We start from the raw sequence: 16199 nt of genomic DNA on the forward strand, positions 1-16199 counted from the left end.
GAAACCTGAAACAAAACAAACAAAAACACTCATGAGCAAAGTAGCTATTATAATGGGAAGCATCTCAGACATGCCAGTTATGCAGGATGCAATCGACATATTAAAACAATTTAATGTAGAAGTTGAAGTAGATATCGTTTCGGCACACAGAACGCCAGAGAAATTATTCGATTTCAGTAAAAATGCACATACTCGCGGAATTTCAGTAATTATTGCTGGTGCAGGCGGTGCAGCACATTTACCTGGAATGGTAGCTTCTATGTCTCCACTTCCAGTAATTGGAGTTCCTGTAAAATCTAGTAATTCTATTGATGGCTGGGATTCTGTTTTATCAATTTTGCAAATGCCAGGCGGCGTTCCTGTTGCTACTGTCGCCTTAAACGGAGCAAAAAATGCTGGGATCTTAGCAGCACAAATCATCGGAAGCCACGACAAAAAAGTTTTAGATACTATTATTTCTTATAAAGAAGAATTGAAAGCTGCGGTTAATAAAGCGGCTGAAAGCTTAAAATAGTATTCAGTCTCAGTTTTCAGTCTCAGTCAAAAACTGAAAACTGAAACTGAGACTGCGACTGCGACTGAAAACTAAAAAAACAACTCTTTAGTCTCATTTCATACTGAAAACTGAGACTGAGACTGAAAACTAAAAAAATGAGCGTATTAACACAATATTTCAATACCAAACATAACACCGCGCCTTTTTCGCAAATTAAAATCGAAGATTATGTTCCTGCTTTCAACGAAGGAATTGCTTTGGCTAAAGCCGAAATTGATGCAATTGTAAATAATTCAGATGCACCTACTTTTGAAAATACGATTGTGGCAATGGATTATTCTGGTGATATTTTAGATCGTCTTTCGAGTATTTTCTTCAATTTGAATTCGGCAGAAACGAATGACGAAATGCAGAAAATTGCTCAGGAAGTTTCACCTTTGCTTTCAGAATTTGGAAATGACATTCGTTTAAACGCTGATTTATTTGCAAAAGTAAAAGCCGTTTACGATCAAAAAGAAAGTTTGAACCTCAACCCAGAGCAAACGACTTTATTAGATAAAAAATACAAAAGCTTTTCAAGAAACGGAGCCAATTTACCAGAAGACAAAAAAAATCAATTAAGAGAAATCGACAAAGAATTATCGAAATTGAGTTTACAGTTTGGTGAAAATGTTTTGGCAGAAACTAACAACTTCGAATTGCATTTAACTGATGAAAAAGATTTGTCTGGTTTACCAGAAGGCACGATTGAAGCGGCAAGATTATTAGCCAAAAATCAAGAAAAAGAAGGTTGGATTTTTACTTTAGATCATCCAAGTTACGTTCCGTTTTTGACTTATGCAGATAATCGCGAACTACGTAAAAAAATGGCAATTGCTTTTGGAGCAAAAGCATTTCAAAATAACGAATTCAACAATGAAGAAAACGTTCTGAAAATTGCTAAACTTCGCCATGAAAGAGCCAATTTATTAGGCTATAAAACGCATGCTCATTTTGTTTTGGAGGAAAGAATGGCCGAAAGTCCAGAGAAAGTTTTTTCTTTCTTGAATGGTTTATTAGCAAAAGCGAAACCAGCGGCTCAAAAAGAATTTGCTGAATTAACTGCTTTCGCAAAAGAATTAGACGGAATCGAACAACTTGAGAAATGGGACGGTGCTTATTATTCTGAAAAATTAAAACAACAGCTTTTTAACTTAGATGATGAAAAGCTGAAACCTTATTTTCAGTTAGAAAAAGTATTGGATGGCGCTTTCACAGTTGCCAAAAAATTATACGGTTTAACTTTTACGGAAGTTTTTGATATCGATAAATACCACGAAGAAGTTACAACTTACGAAGTAAAAGACGCTGACGGAAATTTAGTTTCGATTTTCTACGCTGATTTCTTCCCAAGAAAAGGAAAAAGAAACGGTGCTTGGATGACTTCATTTAAATCACAATATGTAAAAGACGGCGTAAACGAAAGACCGCACATTTCGAACGTTTGCAATTTTACAAAACCAACAGAAACAAAACCTTCATTATTGACTTTTAATGAAGTAACGACTTTATTCCACGAATTCGGACACGGATTACACGGAATGTTGGCTGATACAGTTTACCCAAGTTTATCAGGAACTTCTGTTTATTGGGATTTTGTAGAATTACCAAGTCAGATTATGGAAAACTGGTGTTACGAACCTGAAGCTTTGGCTTTGTTTGCGAATCATTATGAAACGGGAGAAATTATTCCGATTGAGTATGTTCAGAAAATTAAAGAAAGTGCAAGTTTCCAAGAAGGTTTGGCAACATTGCGTCAGTTAAGTTTTGGATTATTAGATATGGCTTGGCACGGACAAGATCCAACTTCTATTACCGATTTAAAAGCTTTCGAAACGGAACAATTTGCTAATACACAATTATATCCCGATGTAAAAGAAAATGCGATGAGTACGGCATTTTCACATATTTTCCAAGGCGGATATTCTTCTGGATATTACAGCTACAAATGGGCTGAAGTTCTAGATGCTGATGCTTTTGAATATTTCCACGAAAACGGAATTTTCAATGAAGAAATTGCAAAAAAATTCAAAGATAATGTTCTTTCAAAAGGAGGAACTGAACATCCTATGACTTTGTATAAACGTTTCAGAGGACAAGAACCAAAACCTGAGGCTTTGTTGAAAAGAGCGGGACTTCTTTAATTTTAGATTTCTGATTTTAGATTTTAGATTAAATTCTAATTGCTATAATTTTAGATTAAACCGAAGCATTTCTGCTTCGGTTTTTTATTTGGTTTTACTTTAACTATCTTCGCCTTTTAAATCTTAATCTTACAAATACAAGCCGTGAAAAAATATTTTAAAATCTTTGTTTACCTAATAATTATTGGACTACTCGCAATTGTTTCTATAAATTATTATGTAACATCTTCGACTAAAACCAAAATTTATTATTCGGCTAAAAAATTCCCTAAGAATGATGTCGGAATTATTTTTGGTGCGGGAATTAACGGTAATCAGCCAAGCAAATATTTAAAGGACCGACTTGATGCAGGAATTATGCTTTGGAAAGCAAAACGAATCAATAAAATTTTGCTTTCTGGTGATAATGGCCGTGAAGAATATGATGAATTAACGGTAATGAAAAATTATTGTTTCAATCATGGCGTTGATACTACAAAGATTTTTATTGATTATGCAGGTTTCGATACGTATTCGACAATGTATCGCGCGAAGCATATTTTCAAAATAAAGAGAGCGACTTTAATTTCTCAAGAATATCATTTAAATCGTGCGATTTACATCGGAAATAAATTGGGAATAAAATCAGCTGGTTATTCTGCTAATCAAGGGGAATATTTAGGTTACAATTATGTTCGTTTTAGAGAATGTCTTTCAAGATGTAAATCATTTTTTGATGTTTTACGAAATCGTGAACCTCGTTTTTTAGGTGGAGAAATTAATATTAATGGAGAATCGAATTATTCGAAAGAAGATAAACGATAAATAAAAATATTGTGTCGCTCCGCTAGAGCTTTTGATATTTGAAACCTTATTTTCTATAAATATTATGCTCCGCTGGAGCAATTAAAAAAATGGGCTGAATCATTTCTGAAACAGCCCATTTTTTTTAATAAACAATTTAAAGTTAGAAATCTTCTTTCTTTTCTCTTTATTCTATTTTATTTATTCTTTCTCCAAAACTCTCTTAGCTAATTTCCCAACAGTCAATCCTTGCACTACAATTGAAAACAGCACAACAATATAAGTAACTTCAAGCAGCAAGTTTTTATATTCTCCTTCGGGCATAGAAAGTACAAGTGCGATTGAAACTCCACCACGAATTCCTCCCCAAACTAAAACCATCAAAGATCCTTTATTGTAAGCCGATTTTATTCCGAAGAACTTAAAGATGTCAAAGAATTTCCACGGCAAAACTATAGAGGTAAGTCTTGAAAAAAGAACGATAAAAATAGCTACAAAACCAGTAAGTAATTGTTTGTTTAAATCTGGCAATAACAACAATTCGAAACCAATAAAAAGGAATAAAACTGCATTTAAGATTTCATCGATGAGTTCCCAGAATTTACCTAAATAATCTTTTGTCACTTCGCTCATCGCGACTTTTTTGCCATAATTCCCAATAATCAATCCAGCAACAACCATTGCAAGCGGACTAGAAACGTGTAAACTTTGAGCCACTAAAAATCCTCCTGTTACAATCGAAAGCGTTATTAAAACAGAAACTTTATAATCGTCGATTTTCTTCATGACTTTTGATGCTGTAAATCCAAAAACAGCTCCTAATAAAAGTCCGCCGATTCCTTCTTTTGCAAAAAGCCACGCGATCGAACTAAAACTTACATCAAAAGTTGGATCGGTTGCCATTTTCAAAACAACAGCAAACATTACTACGGCTACTCCATCATTAAATAGCGATTCACCAACAATTTTGGTTTCTATTCTTTTTGGGACTTTAGCTTCTTTTAAAACTCCCAAAACCACAATTGGATCTGTTGGAGAAATCAAGGTTCCGAAAACTAAACAAAATATATACGGAATATGGATTCCTAAAAGCGGTGCGATATAATATAACAGCATCGAAATAATTAAAGCAGATAATACAACGCTTACCGTAGAATAAATCATAATTGGCACTTTTTGTTCTTTCAAATCGGCCATATTTACGTGTAACGCACCTGCGAATAAAAGAAAGTTCAACATTGCTCCCATTAGGATTTCATTGAAATCAAATTCTTTTATTAAATCAAAAAAATGTTTGGTAGTTGCAGGAAAATAAGAATCTCCCAAAAGACGAATTCCAACCGAAACTAGCATCGCAATAATCATGATTCCGATCGTTCCTGGAAGTTTTAAAAATCTTAAATTCAAATAGGCGAAGAAAGAAGCCAGCACGATAAGTACTGAAAAAGTGTAGTATAATTCCATAAAAAGTGATTTTTACAAAAATATCTTTCTCCTTATTTAATCGAAAATTTCAAGGGTTGAATTAACATAACTTTATAATTCTTAAAATCCCTAAAAATTTATTCTGGATATATTTTTTAATCTCGAAATTATACCTCAACTCACTAAAATAGTGCTAAGGAATGTTCTGGCTGGAATTTTAGTTCCCCAAGGTTGATTATTAGAACTCCATCCTAAATTAATATCATAAGATACTGTTCTTAAATTATCATTGCTTCCGCTAAAATCAATTAAAAGTCCTTGATTTTCTGATAAAGAAATTACGGTGTTATTTTGAATATTTTTGTTGCTAAACATTACAAACATCTTATTCACAGGAGCGACAGAAATCGTGTTTCCACCATATAAAGTAAAAGCACAAGTGCCGTAATATTGATCATCATCACTGCTGTAAACACAGATACCTGTAGAATAAGAATCAGTAGAATTGTTTTGAATTAACACATTTGGAGAAGTATTATTTGTATCAATTGTGATTTTGCCATAATCTTCGATAAGCATTCGTTGATTTAATTCTATTTTGTCATTAGAACCTGATACGCTTTTTTTAACCGTAAATCTAGCAGATTGTTTAGGTATTGACTTTTGTGGCTGTGGAATGTAGATCACAGCATTATCTGAAATGGGACTGGTTGACAAATAAGCCGAAAGATCAAATTCCCATTCAATCAGTATCGATTTTAAAAAATTCTTAGTAAAGGTATTCCAACATAAAGGAAAACATGACAAAGCATTATCAGATTTAGAAGCAAGAAAACAGCATAAAGTAAAATTTCCTTGATTTAATTTCTCAACAGTTTCTTGTGACAAATTTATAGTTAATGAACTTTTCATTTCCTTTATTTAAGTTAATATCGTTTTTAAATATTAAAAGAATTACTCCTCACCAAAAATTGATGAAGAGTAATTCAAATTCCCTCAAATTATACAGCAAATTTTTCGCTGATTGATTTTTCCAACTTATTAGTATTCTCAATCAATAACTTTTTCAAGTCAGTAAATGCATCAAAGTTTTTCAACCACGTTCCTCCTCCAGCGCTCCATCCTGCGTTTACAGAATAAGAAGTTTCTCTAGAAGTAACACCTGTTAGATTAATAAATGCACCAGCAGACATTGCTTTAGTAATTACAGTTGCTGTTATTACTTGTTCTGTAGAAAAAATCAATGCAATTTTTGTTATTGGAGTGATTACTCTAGCAGAGCCAGCTCCTAAAATAGGAAATGCACATAAAATGTTAGATTGCCCATTTACCAACTGATTGATTCCCACTGTAAACTGTTGCGTATCGTTATTAAGAAAACTTACTGCACCGTCAATACCATCTGAACTAGACTCTAAATTGCCAGATCCTAGTTCAATAGTTACGCGCTGTCCTAAGTCTGTATCGATAGTATTACTTGCTTCGATAACTGTTTTTGGAAGAATTGTAGTAGTCGAATTGTATGCTTGAAATTCTTCTTCCCAAGTAATTACTGTTTTTCCTAGTAATTTTTCAGCTGGAAGATTGAACCAAACTGTAGGAGATCCATCTCCTGAAGCAGCTACAGATTTAAATCCGTATAAAGAATATCCTTGAGATTTTAAAATTTTTACATCTTCTGGACTAATGTTGATTGTGGTTTTAAAAGTTGCCATAATATATATTTTTTGATTTGTTTGTTCCTACTCGTAAGCTTTTCGGTTTTCGCTCTGTATTATTTTCTGAATACAGACAATTCGTTTTTTAAGTGGTACTCCACTATTAATTACAATACAAATGTTGCAGTGTTTCCTGCTTTTGCAGTACAAGTACGACCTCTCATGTTTGTACCATCATCAAACCCTACTTGATAATCGTTACCAACAACAATTAAATTTGCTGGATCAAGATTGGTTACTCTCAAATTTTGAGCTCCAATAGGATCATTGCTATTTGCAGTTGCTACTGGTCTTGTGCCTGCTTCATTTTTAATTAATAAATCACTCATAACTTTAGATTTTTACGTTAGACAATAATTGTGAGGCTATCTTATTTCTACTATAAAACCTCAAATTGCGGTTTAGTTTTCTAAGAATTAACAATCGAGCAGATAATCTGTGTCGAGCAACTGTACTTTTTTTGATTACTGAGATAAAAATCTCATTTACATTCTTGAATCAGATTATATTTTCAGTGTTAATGCTTTTCTCATTTCCTGATCTGCAGTATCAGTTTTCGAGTTTTCAAATTCAAATCGTTCAATTAACAAGTCAATGATTTGTATGATTTTACCATTTGAGTTTTTTTAATGTTATGAAGAATAGTTTTGCGAACTATTTTCATTTCAAAATTATATCTTGTTTAAAGCTATTTTTTATAATATGTCATGAAACGGAAATATTTGGTTATGAAATAGATAAACCATGTTACAAGATATTTTTTAGTAACAGAAACAACAATTCCAAAACAAACTTTCAATTATTTTTGAAAGTTTAAAAACTTTTACATACATTTGTTTCATGGAATTCAAAGAAGCAAAAAATAAATTCGTTCAAACTTGGGGAGCATTAGGTTCACAATGGGGCATTAATAAAACTATGGCGCAAATCCATGCTTTATTAATGATTTCGAACGAGCCTGTTTCTATGGAAGACATTATGGAAGAATTACAAATTTCCCGCGGAAACGCAAGCATGAACCTAAGAGCTTTAATGGATTGGGGAATTGTTTATAAAGAATTTAAAGCCGGAGAAAGAAAAGAATTCTTTACGGCAGAAAGAGATTTAGACGAATTGGCTGTAAAAATTTCCAGAGAAAGAAGTAAAAGAGAAATCAAACCAGCTCTTAAAATCTTAAAAGAAGTTTCGACAATTGAAGCCAATGAATCTCCAGAAGAAAAACACTTTGTTGATCAGACTTCCAAATTATACGATTTCGTTTTAAAAGCCGATAATATGTTAGATAAAATGACTGAATTCAATGAAAACTGGTTAGGGAAATTGGTTATAAAAATGATGAAGTAAAAAAATTTAATCTAAACTTTCATTTTTTTCTGAAAGTTTAAAACTTTAAAAAACAATTGTCATGAACTTCTTAAAAGCAGAATGGAAAAACTTAGCACTTTTCAATTATGAAATTGATGCTGAAATTTTAGAAAAATACCTTCCCGCAGGAACTGAGATTGATATTTGGAACAACAAATGTTATGTAAGCTTGGTTGGATTTATGTTTAAAAAAACCAAAGTTTTAGGATTGAAAGTTCCATTTCATATCAATTTTGAAGAAGTCAATCTGCGATTTTATGTGAAGCGTTTTGAAAATGGCGAATGGAAACGCGGTGTAGTTTTCATTAAAGAAATTGTTCCTAAAAAAGCCATCACTTTTATTGCGAATACTTTGTATCAGGAACATTATGAAACTCAGAAAATGAAACATGAAATAATTGAAAACGAAAGCACCTATACTTTTATTTATCAATGGAAGAATGGCAAAGAATGGAACACAATTGAAATTGAAACTGAAAAAGATTTAAGCAAAATCGAGATTGATTCTGAAGCTGAATTCATTACTGAACATTATTTTGGATATACTAAAATTGACAAAGAAACCACTTTTGAATATGAAGTTACACATCCAAGATGGGAACAATTTGAAGTTTTAAATCACCGAATTGATATTGATTTCGAAAAAAATTATGGAAGCGATTTTCGATTCCTTCAAACTAAAAAACCAACTTCAGTTTTCCTGGCAAAAGGCTCAAACATTACAGTTAAAAACAAAAGAAAAATGGAGTTGATTCCCGTCGAAGAAACATTATACGCATAAAACTATTCATCTTTAAAACCAAAAATCATGAAAACGCTCGAAAATCAAACTTTGCTTTATGATGAAGATTGCCCGCTTTGCAATTTATATACTACTGGATTTGTAAAAAGTGGTATGTTGGACCAAAACGGAAGAAAATCTTATTGTCAGTTATCTGAAGAAGAGCAGAATTTTGTGGATCTAAAACGTGCTCCAAACGAAATTGCTTTAGTAGATAATAAAAACAAAACGGTAACTTACGGAATCGATAGTTTAATAAAAGTTATTGGTTTTTCTTTCCCCTTAATTGAAAAAGTTGCAACCATAAAACCGATTCATTACATTTTAAAAAAGCTGTATTCTTTTATTTCTTACAATCGAAAAGTAATTATTCCAGGAAATGTAAAAGAGGAAAACAAATTGCAATGCATTCCCGATTTCAATTATAAATACCGTTTTTTATTCATCGGATTTGCTTTGACTATAACAACTTTTGTTTTATTTGGATATTCAAATTTGATCTTGAATTTTCCGAAAAGCACAATTGCAAGAGAGCTTATTTTAGCTTTTGGACAAATTGTTTTTCAGAGTTTATTTCTTTTCAAATTTGATAAACAAACCATACTCAATTATGCTGGAAATTTAATGACGGTTTCTTTGATGGGAAGTTTAATTTTAATGCCGATTTTAATTTTGAGTCAGATTTTTCAGCTTCCGCAGATGATAATTTTAGGCTGGTTTGGAGTAACGGTTTTGATTATGTTTTTGGAACATTTTAGAAGAATTAAAATTCTAAAACTTCCATTTTATCTATCTTTCACTTGGATTCTTTACAGAATTGTTGCCTTATTTTTTATTCTTAATTAATCTTTCGGAAATCTCACAGACTTTAAAAACCCGTCAGGTTTAACGCAAAAAACATAAACATGGCTAAACTTATTATAGCAGCAGGAACAGGTTTTCTAGGACAAGTTTTAGTAAATCATTTCAAAAATAAATTTGATGAAATTGTTATTCTAACACGCGGAAAATCTCAAACCGTAGACGGAATTAAATATATAAACTGGAATGCTAAAACTTTTTCTGGATGGGAAAAGGAATTGGAAAATGCCACGGTTTTAATTAATCTCGCAGGAAAATCTGTTGATTGCCGTTATACCAAAGAAAACAAAAAAGAAATTCTTTGGTCTAGAATTGAAAGCACTAAAATTCTAAATAAAGCGATTTTAAATTGCCAAAATCCACCAAAACATTGGCTGAATTCATCTACGGCAACTATTTATCGTTTTTCTTTAGATAAACAAATGGATGAAGTTGATGGCGAAATTGGAAATGACTTTTCAATAAATGTCGCTTTGTCTTGGGAAAAAGCTTTTTTTAAAACTGAAACGCCAAGAACTTTAAAAACTGCTCTTCGAACTTCGATCGTTTTAGGAAAAAATGGTGGTGCATTAATTCCGTTAAAAACTTTAGCAAAAATTGGTTTTGGAGGAAAACAAGGAAGCGGCAATCAGTTTGTAAGTTGGATTCATGAAGAAGATTTCGCAAATGCAGTTGATTTTATTATTAAGAAAGAAATGACAGGCGTTATTAATGTCGTTTCACCCGAACCAATTCGAAATGAATTATTCATGCAAAAACTTAGAAAAGCAGTTGGTTTTCCCTTCCGAATTCCAATGAATAAATTCTTTTTGGAAATTGGTTCTTTTTTCATTCGCACAGAAACCGAATTGGTTTTGAAAAGCAGAAACGTAGTTCCAAAACGACTTTTAGAAAATGGGTTTGAGTTTAAGTTTGGGGATATTGATTATGCTTTTAAAGATTTAATTTAACCATTATTTGTCATTTCGACGAAGGAGAAATCACACAAGAAACTCCACAATCAAAATCGCCAATCTTTGCCGAATTCCGCGTGTGATTTCTCCTTCGTCGAAATGACAAGATTGTGAAAAACTGAGCCAAAATCATGACAACAATAAATCTCACAACAAAAATAAAAGCTCCAAAACAAATCGTTTTTGATGCTTCAAGAAACATCGATATTCATCAACAATCGGCAAGTCCTTCAAAAGAAAAAGCGATTGCTGGTGTAACATCTGGTTTAATTAATTTAAACGAAACGGTAACTTGGCGCGGCAAACATTTTGGATTTTATCTGACTCACAAAAGCCGAATTACTGCAATGAAACTGCATGATTATTTTGTGGATGAAATGGAAGCAGGCAAATTCAAATTTTTCAAACATGAACATTTTTTTGAAGAAGAAAATGGCTTTACAATCATGAAAGACAAATTGCAATATGAAACTCCGTACGGGATTTTCGGAGAACTTTTCGATATTTTATTTTTAGAAAAGCATCTTACTAATTTCCTTTTGGAAAGAAATAAAGTTTTGAAAAAGGTTTCGGAAAACAATAATTGATAGTTCTTTTGAATTTATTTCGCGCAGATTCCGCAGATTTGAGCAGATTTCAAAAAAATAGTTTCAATTTAATTGCTTCCCGCTTTAGCTGGAGGAGAAATGGAATAGAATTTTGCTGGCTTAAGCCAAAAGACAAAGTTTGGCTAAAGCCCTAATTGGAGACTTTTTTTAACCTCCAGCTAAAGCGGGAGGCAATTCAAAAACAAATTCAATTAATTTTTTTCAAATTCTGATTTTAAACATAGCCCGCGGTTTCAACCGCGGGAAACTTTGCGTAAGAAACCGTCTTAATAGTCAAAACCATATACAATGTTCTAAATATATTATAAAAATGAGTTTTCTCGTTTTACGTTTTGCGTGAGGGATAGAAGCGGATAGCCCACAGCCTGACAAAGGAAGTGCGAGGACTTTTAGCGGATAGCCCGGCCCGGAGGGACACGCCCAAATTATTGAAATTCATTTTTATTTGAGAATATCTTATTTAAATTATATTTGCAATTTAAATAAGAAAATACATCAAATAAATGATATTGCACAAAATTCAAATTATCGAGAACATTTGCTACACTGAACTTGTTTACGGCAGAATAAATAAAAAACTGAAAACAAACTTTACAAAATCTGAAATTGAAAAGATGATTTTGAAAATTTTGAATGATACTGAAGAAAAATATTATCAGAAAATTGGAAAAAACTTCTATGTTTCAAACAGTGAGAACAATATTAAAATTACTGTAAATTCAAATACTTACAGAGTTATTACTGCAGACAGAATTAAAAACAAATCATAAAAAAACAATCATCAGCCACCAAAAAATTGGAACACTTTCGACCCAAAAAGAAGTGTAATATTTAGAACGATTGGGATTGGCGAAAAAAATAAACAGCATTAACATCACTACCATTATCAAATTTATAATCGCGTCATGAATGTTGAATGTCGAAATAAAAACCTCCAGAAACCAAAACGGAATCAATAATAAAAATCCTAAAAGTTTGGTTTTCTTTACTCCGATTGTCTGCGGAACAGTTTGCAAATGCGGATCGTCATTGGCTAAATCTAAAATTTCGAAAACCAAAATCAAGACAAAAACCAATACAAATCTTTGAATGCATTTAATAAAGAAATCTATAGTAAACGGAATTTCGGCATTTATTAAAGGCAGAACTAAAGTTGCTCCAACCCAACAAAGAGCGACAATATAGATTTTTACTCCCGCCCAGTTTCTGGCATTTCTTCTATTTGGAAAAAAAGGTAAGGTATAAAGTGCCGTTATGGCAAAAATTCCAACGGAGACTATTTGTGTTATTCTTTTTAAATGAAAAAAATAATAACCAACTAAAATCACCGAAATAAAACTCAAAACAGCAATAATTTTTAGTTGAGTTCCAATCGGATTTTTCTTTACGCGAACAAGCGCATCATATTTTACGAAATTATATCCTACAATTGTTCCGAAAAAAACAAAAAGTGCCATCGGATCATCATACTGAATATGAAATACATGAAAAGTAATTCGGACCAAAGCATAACACGATAAAGCCACGTGAATACTGCTATTTAAATAAAAATCGAAAATTTGTTTTAGAAGTTTCATAGCTCAAATCTAATCAATTAGTAACAAATCAACTCTTTAGTTATAAATTTGATAAAAATTGAAGTTAAAAATACCTATTAAATTATTAATAATACTTAATTTTGCGCCACAAAAAACAACACATTTACTTTTAAATGTTATTCGCGCCCTATAATCGTGCAGAATCACATTATTTAAAACATTAGATAGCTACATGAAAACAGATGCTTTTGCTTTAAGACACATTGGTCCAAGAGAAACTGATCTTCAGCACATGCTGAAAACTATTGGAGTTGATTCGATTGAACAACTTGTTTATGAAACCCTTCCGGACGATATTCGTTTAAAAGCGCCTTTGAATTTAGATCCTGCAATGACAGAGTACGAATTTGCAAATCACATTCGCGAATTAGGGAAGAAAAACAAAACATTTAAATCATACATTGGTTTGGGTTATCACCCAACTATCGTTCCGGCTCCAATTCAGAGAAATATTTTTGAAAACCCAGGATGGTATACAGCTTACACGCCTTACCAAGCAGAAATTGCGCAAGGTCGTTTAGAAGCGATTTTAAATTTCCAGACTATGGTTATTGAATTAACTGGAATGGAAATTGCCAATGCATCTTTATTAGATGAAGGTACTGCAGCTGCTGAAGCTATGGCGTTATTATTTGACGTTCGTACAAGAGATCAAAAGAAAAACAATACACATAAATTCTTCGTTTCTGAAGAAATTTTACCTCAAACTTTATCTGTACTTCAAACGCGTTCGACTCCAATTGGAATTGAATTAGTGGTTGGAAACCACGAAACTTTTGATTTTTCAAATGAGTTTTTTGGAGCTATTTTACAATACCCAGGAAAATACGGTCAGGTAAACGATTACAGCGCTTTTGTTGCTAAAGCAAAAGAAAATGAAATCAAAGTTGCCTTCGCTGCTGATATTTTATCACTTGCTGCTTTAACTTCTCCGGGAGAAATGGGAGCTGCAGTAGTGGTTGGAACTTCGCAACGTTTTGGTGTACCAATGGGTTATGGTGGTCCTCATGCTGCATTTTTTGCAACTAAAGACGAATACAAACGATCTATGCCAGGTCGTATCATCGGAGTTTCGATTGATGTAAACGGAAACCGTGCTTTACGTATGGCGTTAGGAACTCGCGAACAACACATTAAACGTGAAAAAGCAACTTCAAACATCTGTACTGCTCAAGTTTTATTAGCAGTTATGGCTGGAATGTATGCAGTTTACCACGGACCAGAAGGTTTAAAATACATTGCAAACAAAGTTCACGCATCGGCAGTTACTACTGCTGAAGCTTTGAATAAATTAGGCGTTTTCCAAACTAACACGGCTTACTTTGACACGATTTTAGTAAAAGCTGATGCTCAAAAAGTAAAAGCAGTTGCTGAGAAAAACAAAGTAAACTTCTTCTATCCTGATGCTGACTCTGTTTCCATTTCATTAAACGAAACAACTTCAGTTGCTGACATCAACCAAATCGTTGCGATTTTTGCTGAGGCTTTAGGAAAAGAAACTTTCACAGTTTCTGAATTAACTTCTGCAAGTCAATTGCCTACTTCATTAGAAAGAACTTCTGCTTTCTTAACGCATGATGTTTTCAACAATCATCATTCAGAAAGTCAGTTAATGCGTTACATCAAAAAATTAGAGCGTAAAGATTTATCATTGAATCATTCGATGATTTCATTAGGTTCTTGTACAATGAAATTAAACGCGGCTTCAGAAATGTTGCCTTTATCAATGCCAAACTGGAACAGCATTCACCCTTTTGCGCCAGTTGAACAAGCTGAAGGTTACATCACAATGCTTAAAAAATTAGAGCAACAATTAAATGTAATTACCGGTTTTGCTGGAACAACATTACAGCCAAACTCTGGAGCGCAAGGAGAATATGCTGGTTTAATGGCAATTCGTGCTTACCATTTATCAAGAAACGAAGGTCACCGTAATGTATGTTTGATTCCTTCATCGGCTCACGGAACAAATCCTGCTTCTGCAGCGATGGCCGGAATGAAAATCATTGTTACTAAAACGACTCCAGAAGGAAATATTGACGTAGAAGATTTAAGAGAAAAAGCGATTGAGCACAAAGATGATTTGTCTTGTTTAATGGTAACATATCCTTCTACTCATGGAGTTTTTGAATCTTCAATTATTGAAATCACAAAATTAATCCACGATAATGGCGGATTAGTATATATGGACGGTGCAAACATGAACGCGCAAGTTGGATTAACAAATCCTGCTACAATTGGTGCTGACGTTTGTCACTTAAACTTACACAAAACATTCGCTATTCCTCACGGTGGCGGTGGACCTGGAGTTGGACCAATCTGTGTGAACGAAAAATTAGTTCCGTTCTTGCCAACAAACCCAATCTTAAAAGTAGGCGGAGAACAAGCTATTACAGCAATTTCATCTGCACCTTACGGATCTGCTTTAGTATGTTTAATCTCTTACGGTTACATCACAATGATGGGAGCTGAAGGATTAAAAAGCGCTACAGAACACGCTATCTTGAATGCTAACTATATGAAATCTCGTTTCGAAGGACACTACCCAATTCTTTATACTGGAGAATGCGGAAGAGCAGCTCACGAAATGATTTTAGATTGCCGTGCATTCAAAGAAAACGGAATCGAAGTTGGTGATATCGCTAAACGTTTAATGGATTATGGTTTCCACGCTCCTACGGTTTCTTTCCCAGTTGCTGGAACTTTAATGATCGAGCCAACTGAATCTGAAGATTTAGCAGAATTAGATCGTTTCTGTGATGCTCTTATCTCAATCAGAAAAGAGATCGAAGCTGCAACTGCTGATGACAAAAACAATGTATTGAAAAATGCACCTCACACATTGGCAATGTTAACTACAGATTCTTGGGATTTCCCTTATACTAGAGAAAAAGCAGCTTATCCATTGGATTACATCGCTGACAATAAATTCTGGCCATCAGTTCGTCGTGTAGATGACGCTTACGGTGACAGAAACTTAGTTTGCAGCTGTGCTCCTATCGAAGCTTATATGGAAAGCTAAAAATTAGCCTCCTAATAAATATCCAAACCCGACAGGTTTTTGAAACTTGTCGGGTTTATTTTTTGTTTCAAGTTTCAGGTTTCAGGTTCTAGCATAACTTGAAACCTGAAATCTGAAACTTTTTTAAACCAAACAACAAAGAAGAAATCTGATTTAAAGAAACATAACTTTCTTATAATCTTTTGTGAAATTATCATCATGAAATTAAAATGAAAGCAAAAAAACTTTACTCTCGAAATCGCCTTCAATCGTTTGAAATCTAGTAAATATTAAAAAATCATTAGAAAAAAAACAATATATCAACCGAAAAATAGCTATTTCATAATTATATGCATGCATACTATTTTTTATGATAGTTATCATAATATTATTTATACATTAGCGCTAAATTTATCGGATAATTAAG

15 protein-coding genes are annotated in these 16199 nt (G+C 33.0%); 10 read left to right on the forward strand and 5 right to left on the reverse strand.

Going from position 1 to position 16199, the window contains the following annotated elements:
• Positions 1 to 31: 31 nt before the first annotated feature.
• The 3 genes from purE (at position 32) to V6624_RS02150 (ending at position 3483) form a co-directional block, all read left to right on the forward strand.
• Positions 32 to 514 carry a 5-(carboxyamino)imidazole ribonucleotide mutase gene (gene purE / locus V6624_RS02140; RefSeq protein ID WP_111285019.1) on the forward strand — a complete coding sequence of 161 codons (483 nt, stop codon included), beginning with the start codon at positions 32 to 34 and terminating at the stop codon, positions 512 to 514.
• A gap of 137 nt (positions 515 to 651) precedes the next feature.
• On the forward strand, positions 652 to 2679 hold the full coding sequence (locus tag V6624_RS02145) for a M3 family metallopeptidase (protein ID WP_111285018.1): 2028 nt from the start codon (positions 652 to 654) through the stop codon (positions 2677 to 2679).
• Positions 2680 to 2823: 144 nt separating this feature from the next.
• Positions 2824 to 3483, forward strand: coding sequence for a SanA/YdcF family protein (locus tag V6624_RS02150; protein WP_111285017.1), 660 nt, complete (start codon positions 2824 to 2826; stop codon positions 3481 to 3483).
• A gap of 180 nt (positions 3484 to 3663) precedes the next feature.
• On the opposite strand, the gene V6624_RS02155 is transcribed toward V6624_RS02150, so the two are convergent.
• From V6624_RS02155 to V6624_RS02170, 4 genes are all read right to left on the reverse strand, one after another.
• Entirely contained in the window at positions 3664 to 4926 is a 1263-nt protein-coding gene (locus tag V6624_RS02155; protein ID WP_111285016.1) for a cation:proton antiporter, read from the reverse strand.
• Positions 4927 to 5061: 135 nt separating this feature from the next.
• Entirely contained in the window at positions 5062 to 5799 is a 738-nt protein-coding gene (locus tag V6624_RS02160; RefSeq protein WP_111285015.1) for a hypothetical protein, read from the reverse strand.
• An 89-nt stretch (positions 5800 to 5888) separates the two neighbouring features.
• Positions 5889 to 6602 (reverse strand): hypothetical protein, encoded by a 714-nt coding sequence (locus tag V6624_RS02165; RefSeq protein WP_111285014.1) that lies wholly within the window; start codon positions 6600 to 6602, stop codon positions 5889 to 5891.
• 110 nt (positions 6603 to 6712) lie between these two features.
• Entirely contained in the window at positions 6713 to 6934 is a 222-nt protein-coding gene (locus V6624_RS02170; protein WP_111285013.1) for a hypothetical protein, read from the reverse strand.
• Positions 6935 to 7445: 511 nt separating this feature from the next.
• Here V6624_RS02170 and V6624_RS02175 point away from each other — a divergent pair.
• The 6 genes from V6624_RS02175 to V6624_RS02200 all read left to right on the forward strand — a co-directional run bounded on the left by V6624_RS02175 (position 7446) and on the right by V6624_RS02200 (position 11943).
• Positions 7446 to 7949, forward strand: a complete 504-nt coding sequence (locus V6624_RS02175; protein ID WP_338840708.1) for a GbsR/MarR family transcriptional regulator — start codon at positions 7446 to 7448, stop codon at positions 7947 to 7949.
• A 61-nt stretch (positions 7950 to 8010) separates the two neighbouring features.
• The gene (locus V6624_RS02180) at positions 8011 to 8751 is read left to right on the forward strand and encodes a DUF2071 domain-containing protein (RefSeq protein ID WP_338840709.1); all 741 of its coding nucleotides are present in this window, start codon (positions 8011 to 8013) and stop codon (positions 8749 to 8751) included.
• 27 nt (positions 8752 to 8778) lie between these two features.
• Positions 8779 to 9597 carry a hypothetical protein gene (locus tag V6624_RS02185; protein ID WP_338840711.1) on the forward strand — a complete coding sequence of 273 codons (819 nt, stop codon included), beginning with the start codon at positions 8779 to 8781 and terminating at the stop codon, positions 9595 to 9597.
• 59 nt (positions 9598 to 9656) lie between these two features.
• Entirely contained in the window at positions 9657 to 10562 is a 906-nt protein-coding gene (locus V6624_RS02190) for a TIGR01777 family oxidoreductase (protein ID WP_338840712.1), read from the forward strand.
• A gap of 134 nt (positions 10563 to 10696) precedes the next feature.
• Complete coding sequence (locus V6624_RS02195) at positions 10697 to 11152, forward strand: SRPBCC family protein (RefSeq protein WP_338840713.1); 456 nt, start codon at positions 10697 to 10699, stop codon at positions 11150 to 11152.
• A gap of 530 nt (positions 11153 to 11682) precedes the next feature.
• The gene (locus tag V6624_RS02200; RefSeq protein WP_338840714.1) at positions 11683 to 11943 is read left to right on the forward strand and encodes a DUF3781 domain-containing protein; all 261 of its coding nucleotides are present in this window, start codon (positions 11683 to 11685) and stop codon (positions 11941 to 11943) included.
• Here the strand turns inward: V6624_RS02200 and V6624_RS02205 are convergent.
• Complete coding sequence (locus V6624_RS02205; RefSeq protein WP_338840715.1) at positions 11938 to 12750, reverse strand: hypothetical protein; 813 nt, start codon at positions 12748 to 12750, stop codon at positions 11938 to 11940. The genes V6624_RS02200 and V6624_RS02205 overlap by 6 nt on opposite strands.
• 193 nt (positions 12751 to 12943) lie before the next feature.
• Here V6624_RS02205 and gcvP point away from each other — a divergent pair, with 193 nt between their 5' ends.
• Positions 12944 to 15793 (forward strand): aminomethyl-transferring glycine dehydrogenase, encoded by a 2850-nt coding sequence (gcvP, locus tag V6624_RS02210; RefSeq protein ID WP_111285006.1) that lies wholly within the window; start codon positions 12944 to 12946, stop codon positions 15791 to 15793.
• Positions 15794 to 16199: the final 406 nt, after the last annotated feature.

Source organism: Flavobacterium ginsenosidimutans, from assembly GCF_037478105.1.
GTDB classification, from domain to species: Bacteria; Bacteroidota; Bacteroidia; order Flavobacteriales; family Flavobacteriaceae; genus Flavobacterium; species Flavobacterium ginsenosidimutans.

Coding starts and splice junctions, on each gene's coding strand:
- V6624_RS02180 (WP_338840709.1), top strand. CDS start 8,011: ATGAACTTCTTAAAAGCAGAATGGAAAAACTTAGCACTTTTCAATTAT.
- V6624_RS02185 (WP_338840711.1), top strand. CDS start 8,779: ATGAAAACGCTCGAAAATCAAACTTTGCTTTATGATGAAGATTGCCCG.
- gcvP (WP_111285006.1), top strand. CDS start 12,944: ATGAAAACAGATGCTTTTGCTTTAAGACACATTGGTCCAAGAGAAACT.
- V6624_RS02160 (WP_111285015.1), bottom strand. CDS start 5,799: ATGAAAAGTTCATTAACTATAAATTTGTCACAAGAAACTGTTGAGAAA.
- V6624_RS02205 (WP_338840715.1), bottom strand. CDS start 12,750: ATGAAACTTCTAAAACAAATTTTCGATTTTTATTTAAATAGCAGTATT.
- V6624_RS02145 (WP_111285018.1), top strand. CDS start 652: ATGAGCGTATTAACACAATATTTCAATACCAAACATAACACCGCGCCT.
- purE (WP_111285019.1), top strand. CDS start 32: ATGAGCAAAGTAGCTATTATAATGGGAAGCATCTCAGACATGCCAGTT.
- V6624_RS02190 (WP_338840712.1), top strand. CDS start 9,657: ATGGCTAAACTTATTATAGCAGCAGGAACAGGTTTTCTAGGACAAGTT.
- V6624_RS02175 (WP_338840708.1), top strand. CDS start 7,446: ATGGAATTCAAAGAAGCAAAAAATAAATTCGTTCAAACTTGGGGAGCA.
- V6624_RS02195 (WP_338840713.1), top strand. CDS start 10,697: ATGACAACAATAAATCTCACAACAAAAATAAAAGCTCCAAAACAAATC.
- V6624_RS02155 (WP_111285016.1), bottom strand. CDS start 4,926: ATGGAATTATACTACACTTTTTCAGTACTTATCGTGCTGGCTTCTTTC.
- V6624_RS02165 (WP_111285014.1), bottom strand. CDS start 6,602: ATGGCAACTTTTAAAACCACAATCAACATTAGTCCAGAAGATGTAAAA.
- V6624_RS02170 (WP_111285013.1), bottom strand. CDS start 6,934: ATGAGTGATTTATTAATTAAAAATGAAGCAGGCACAAGACCAGTAGCA.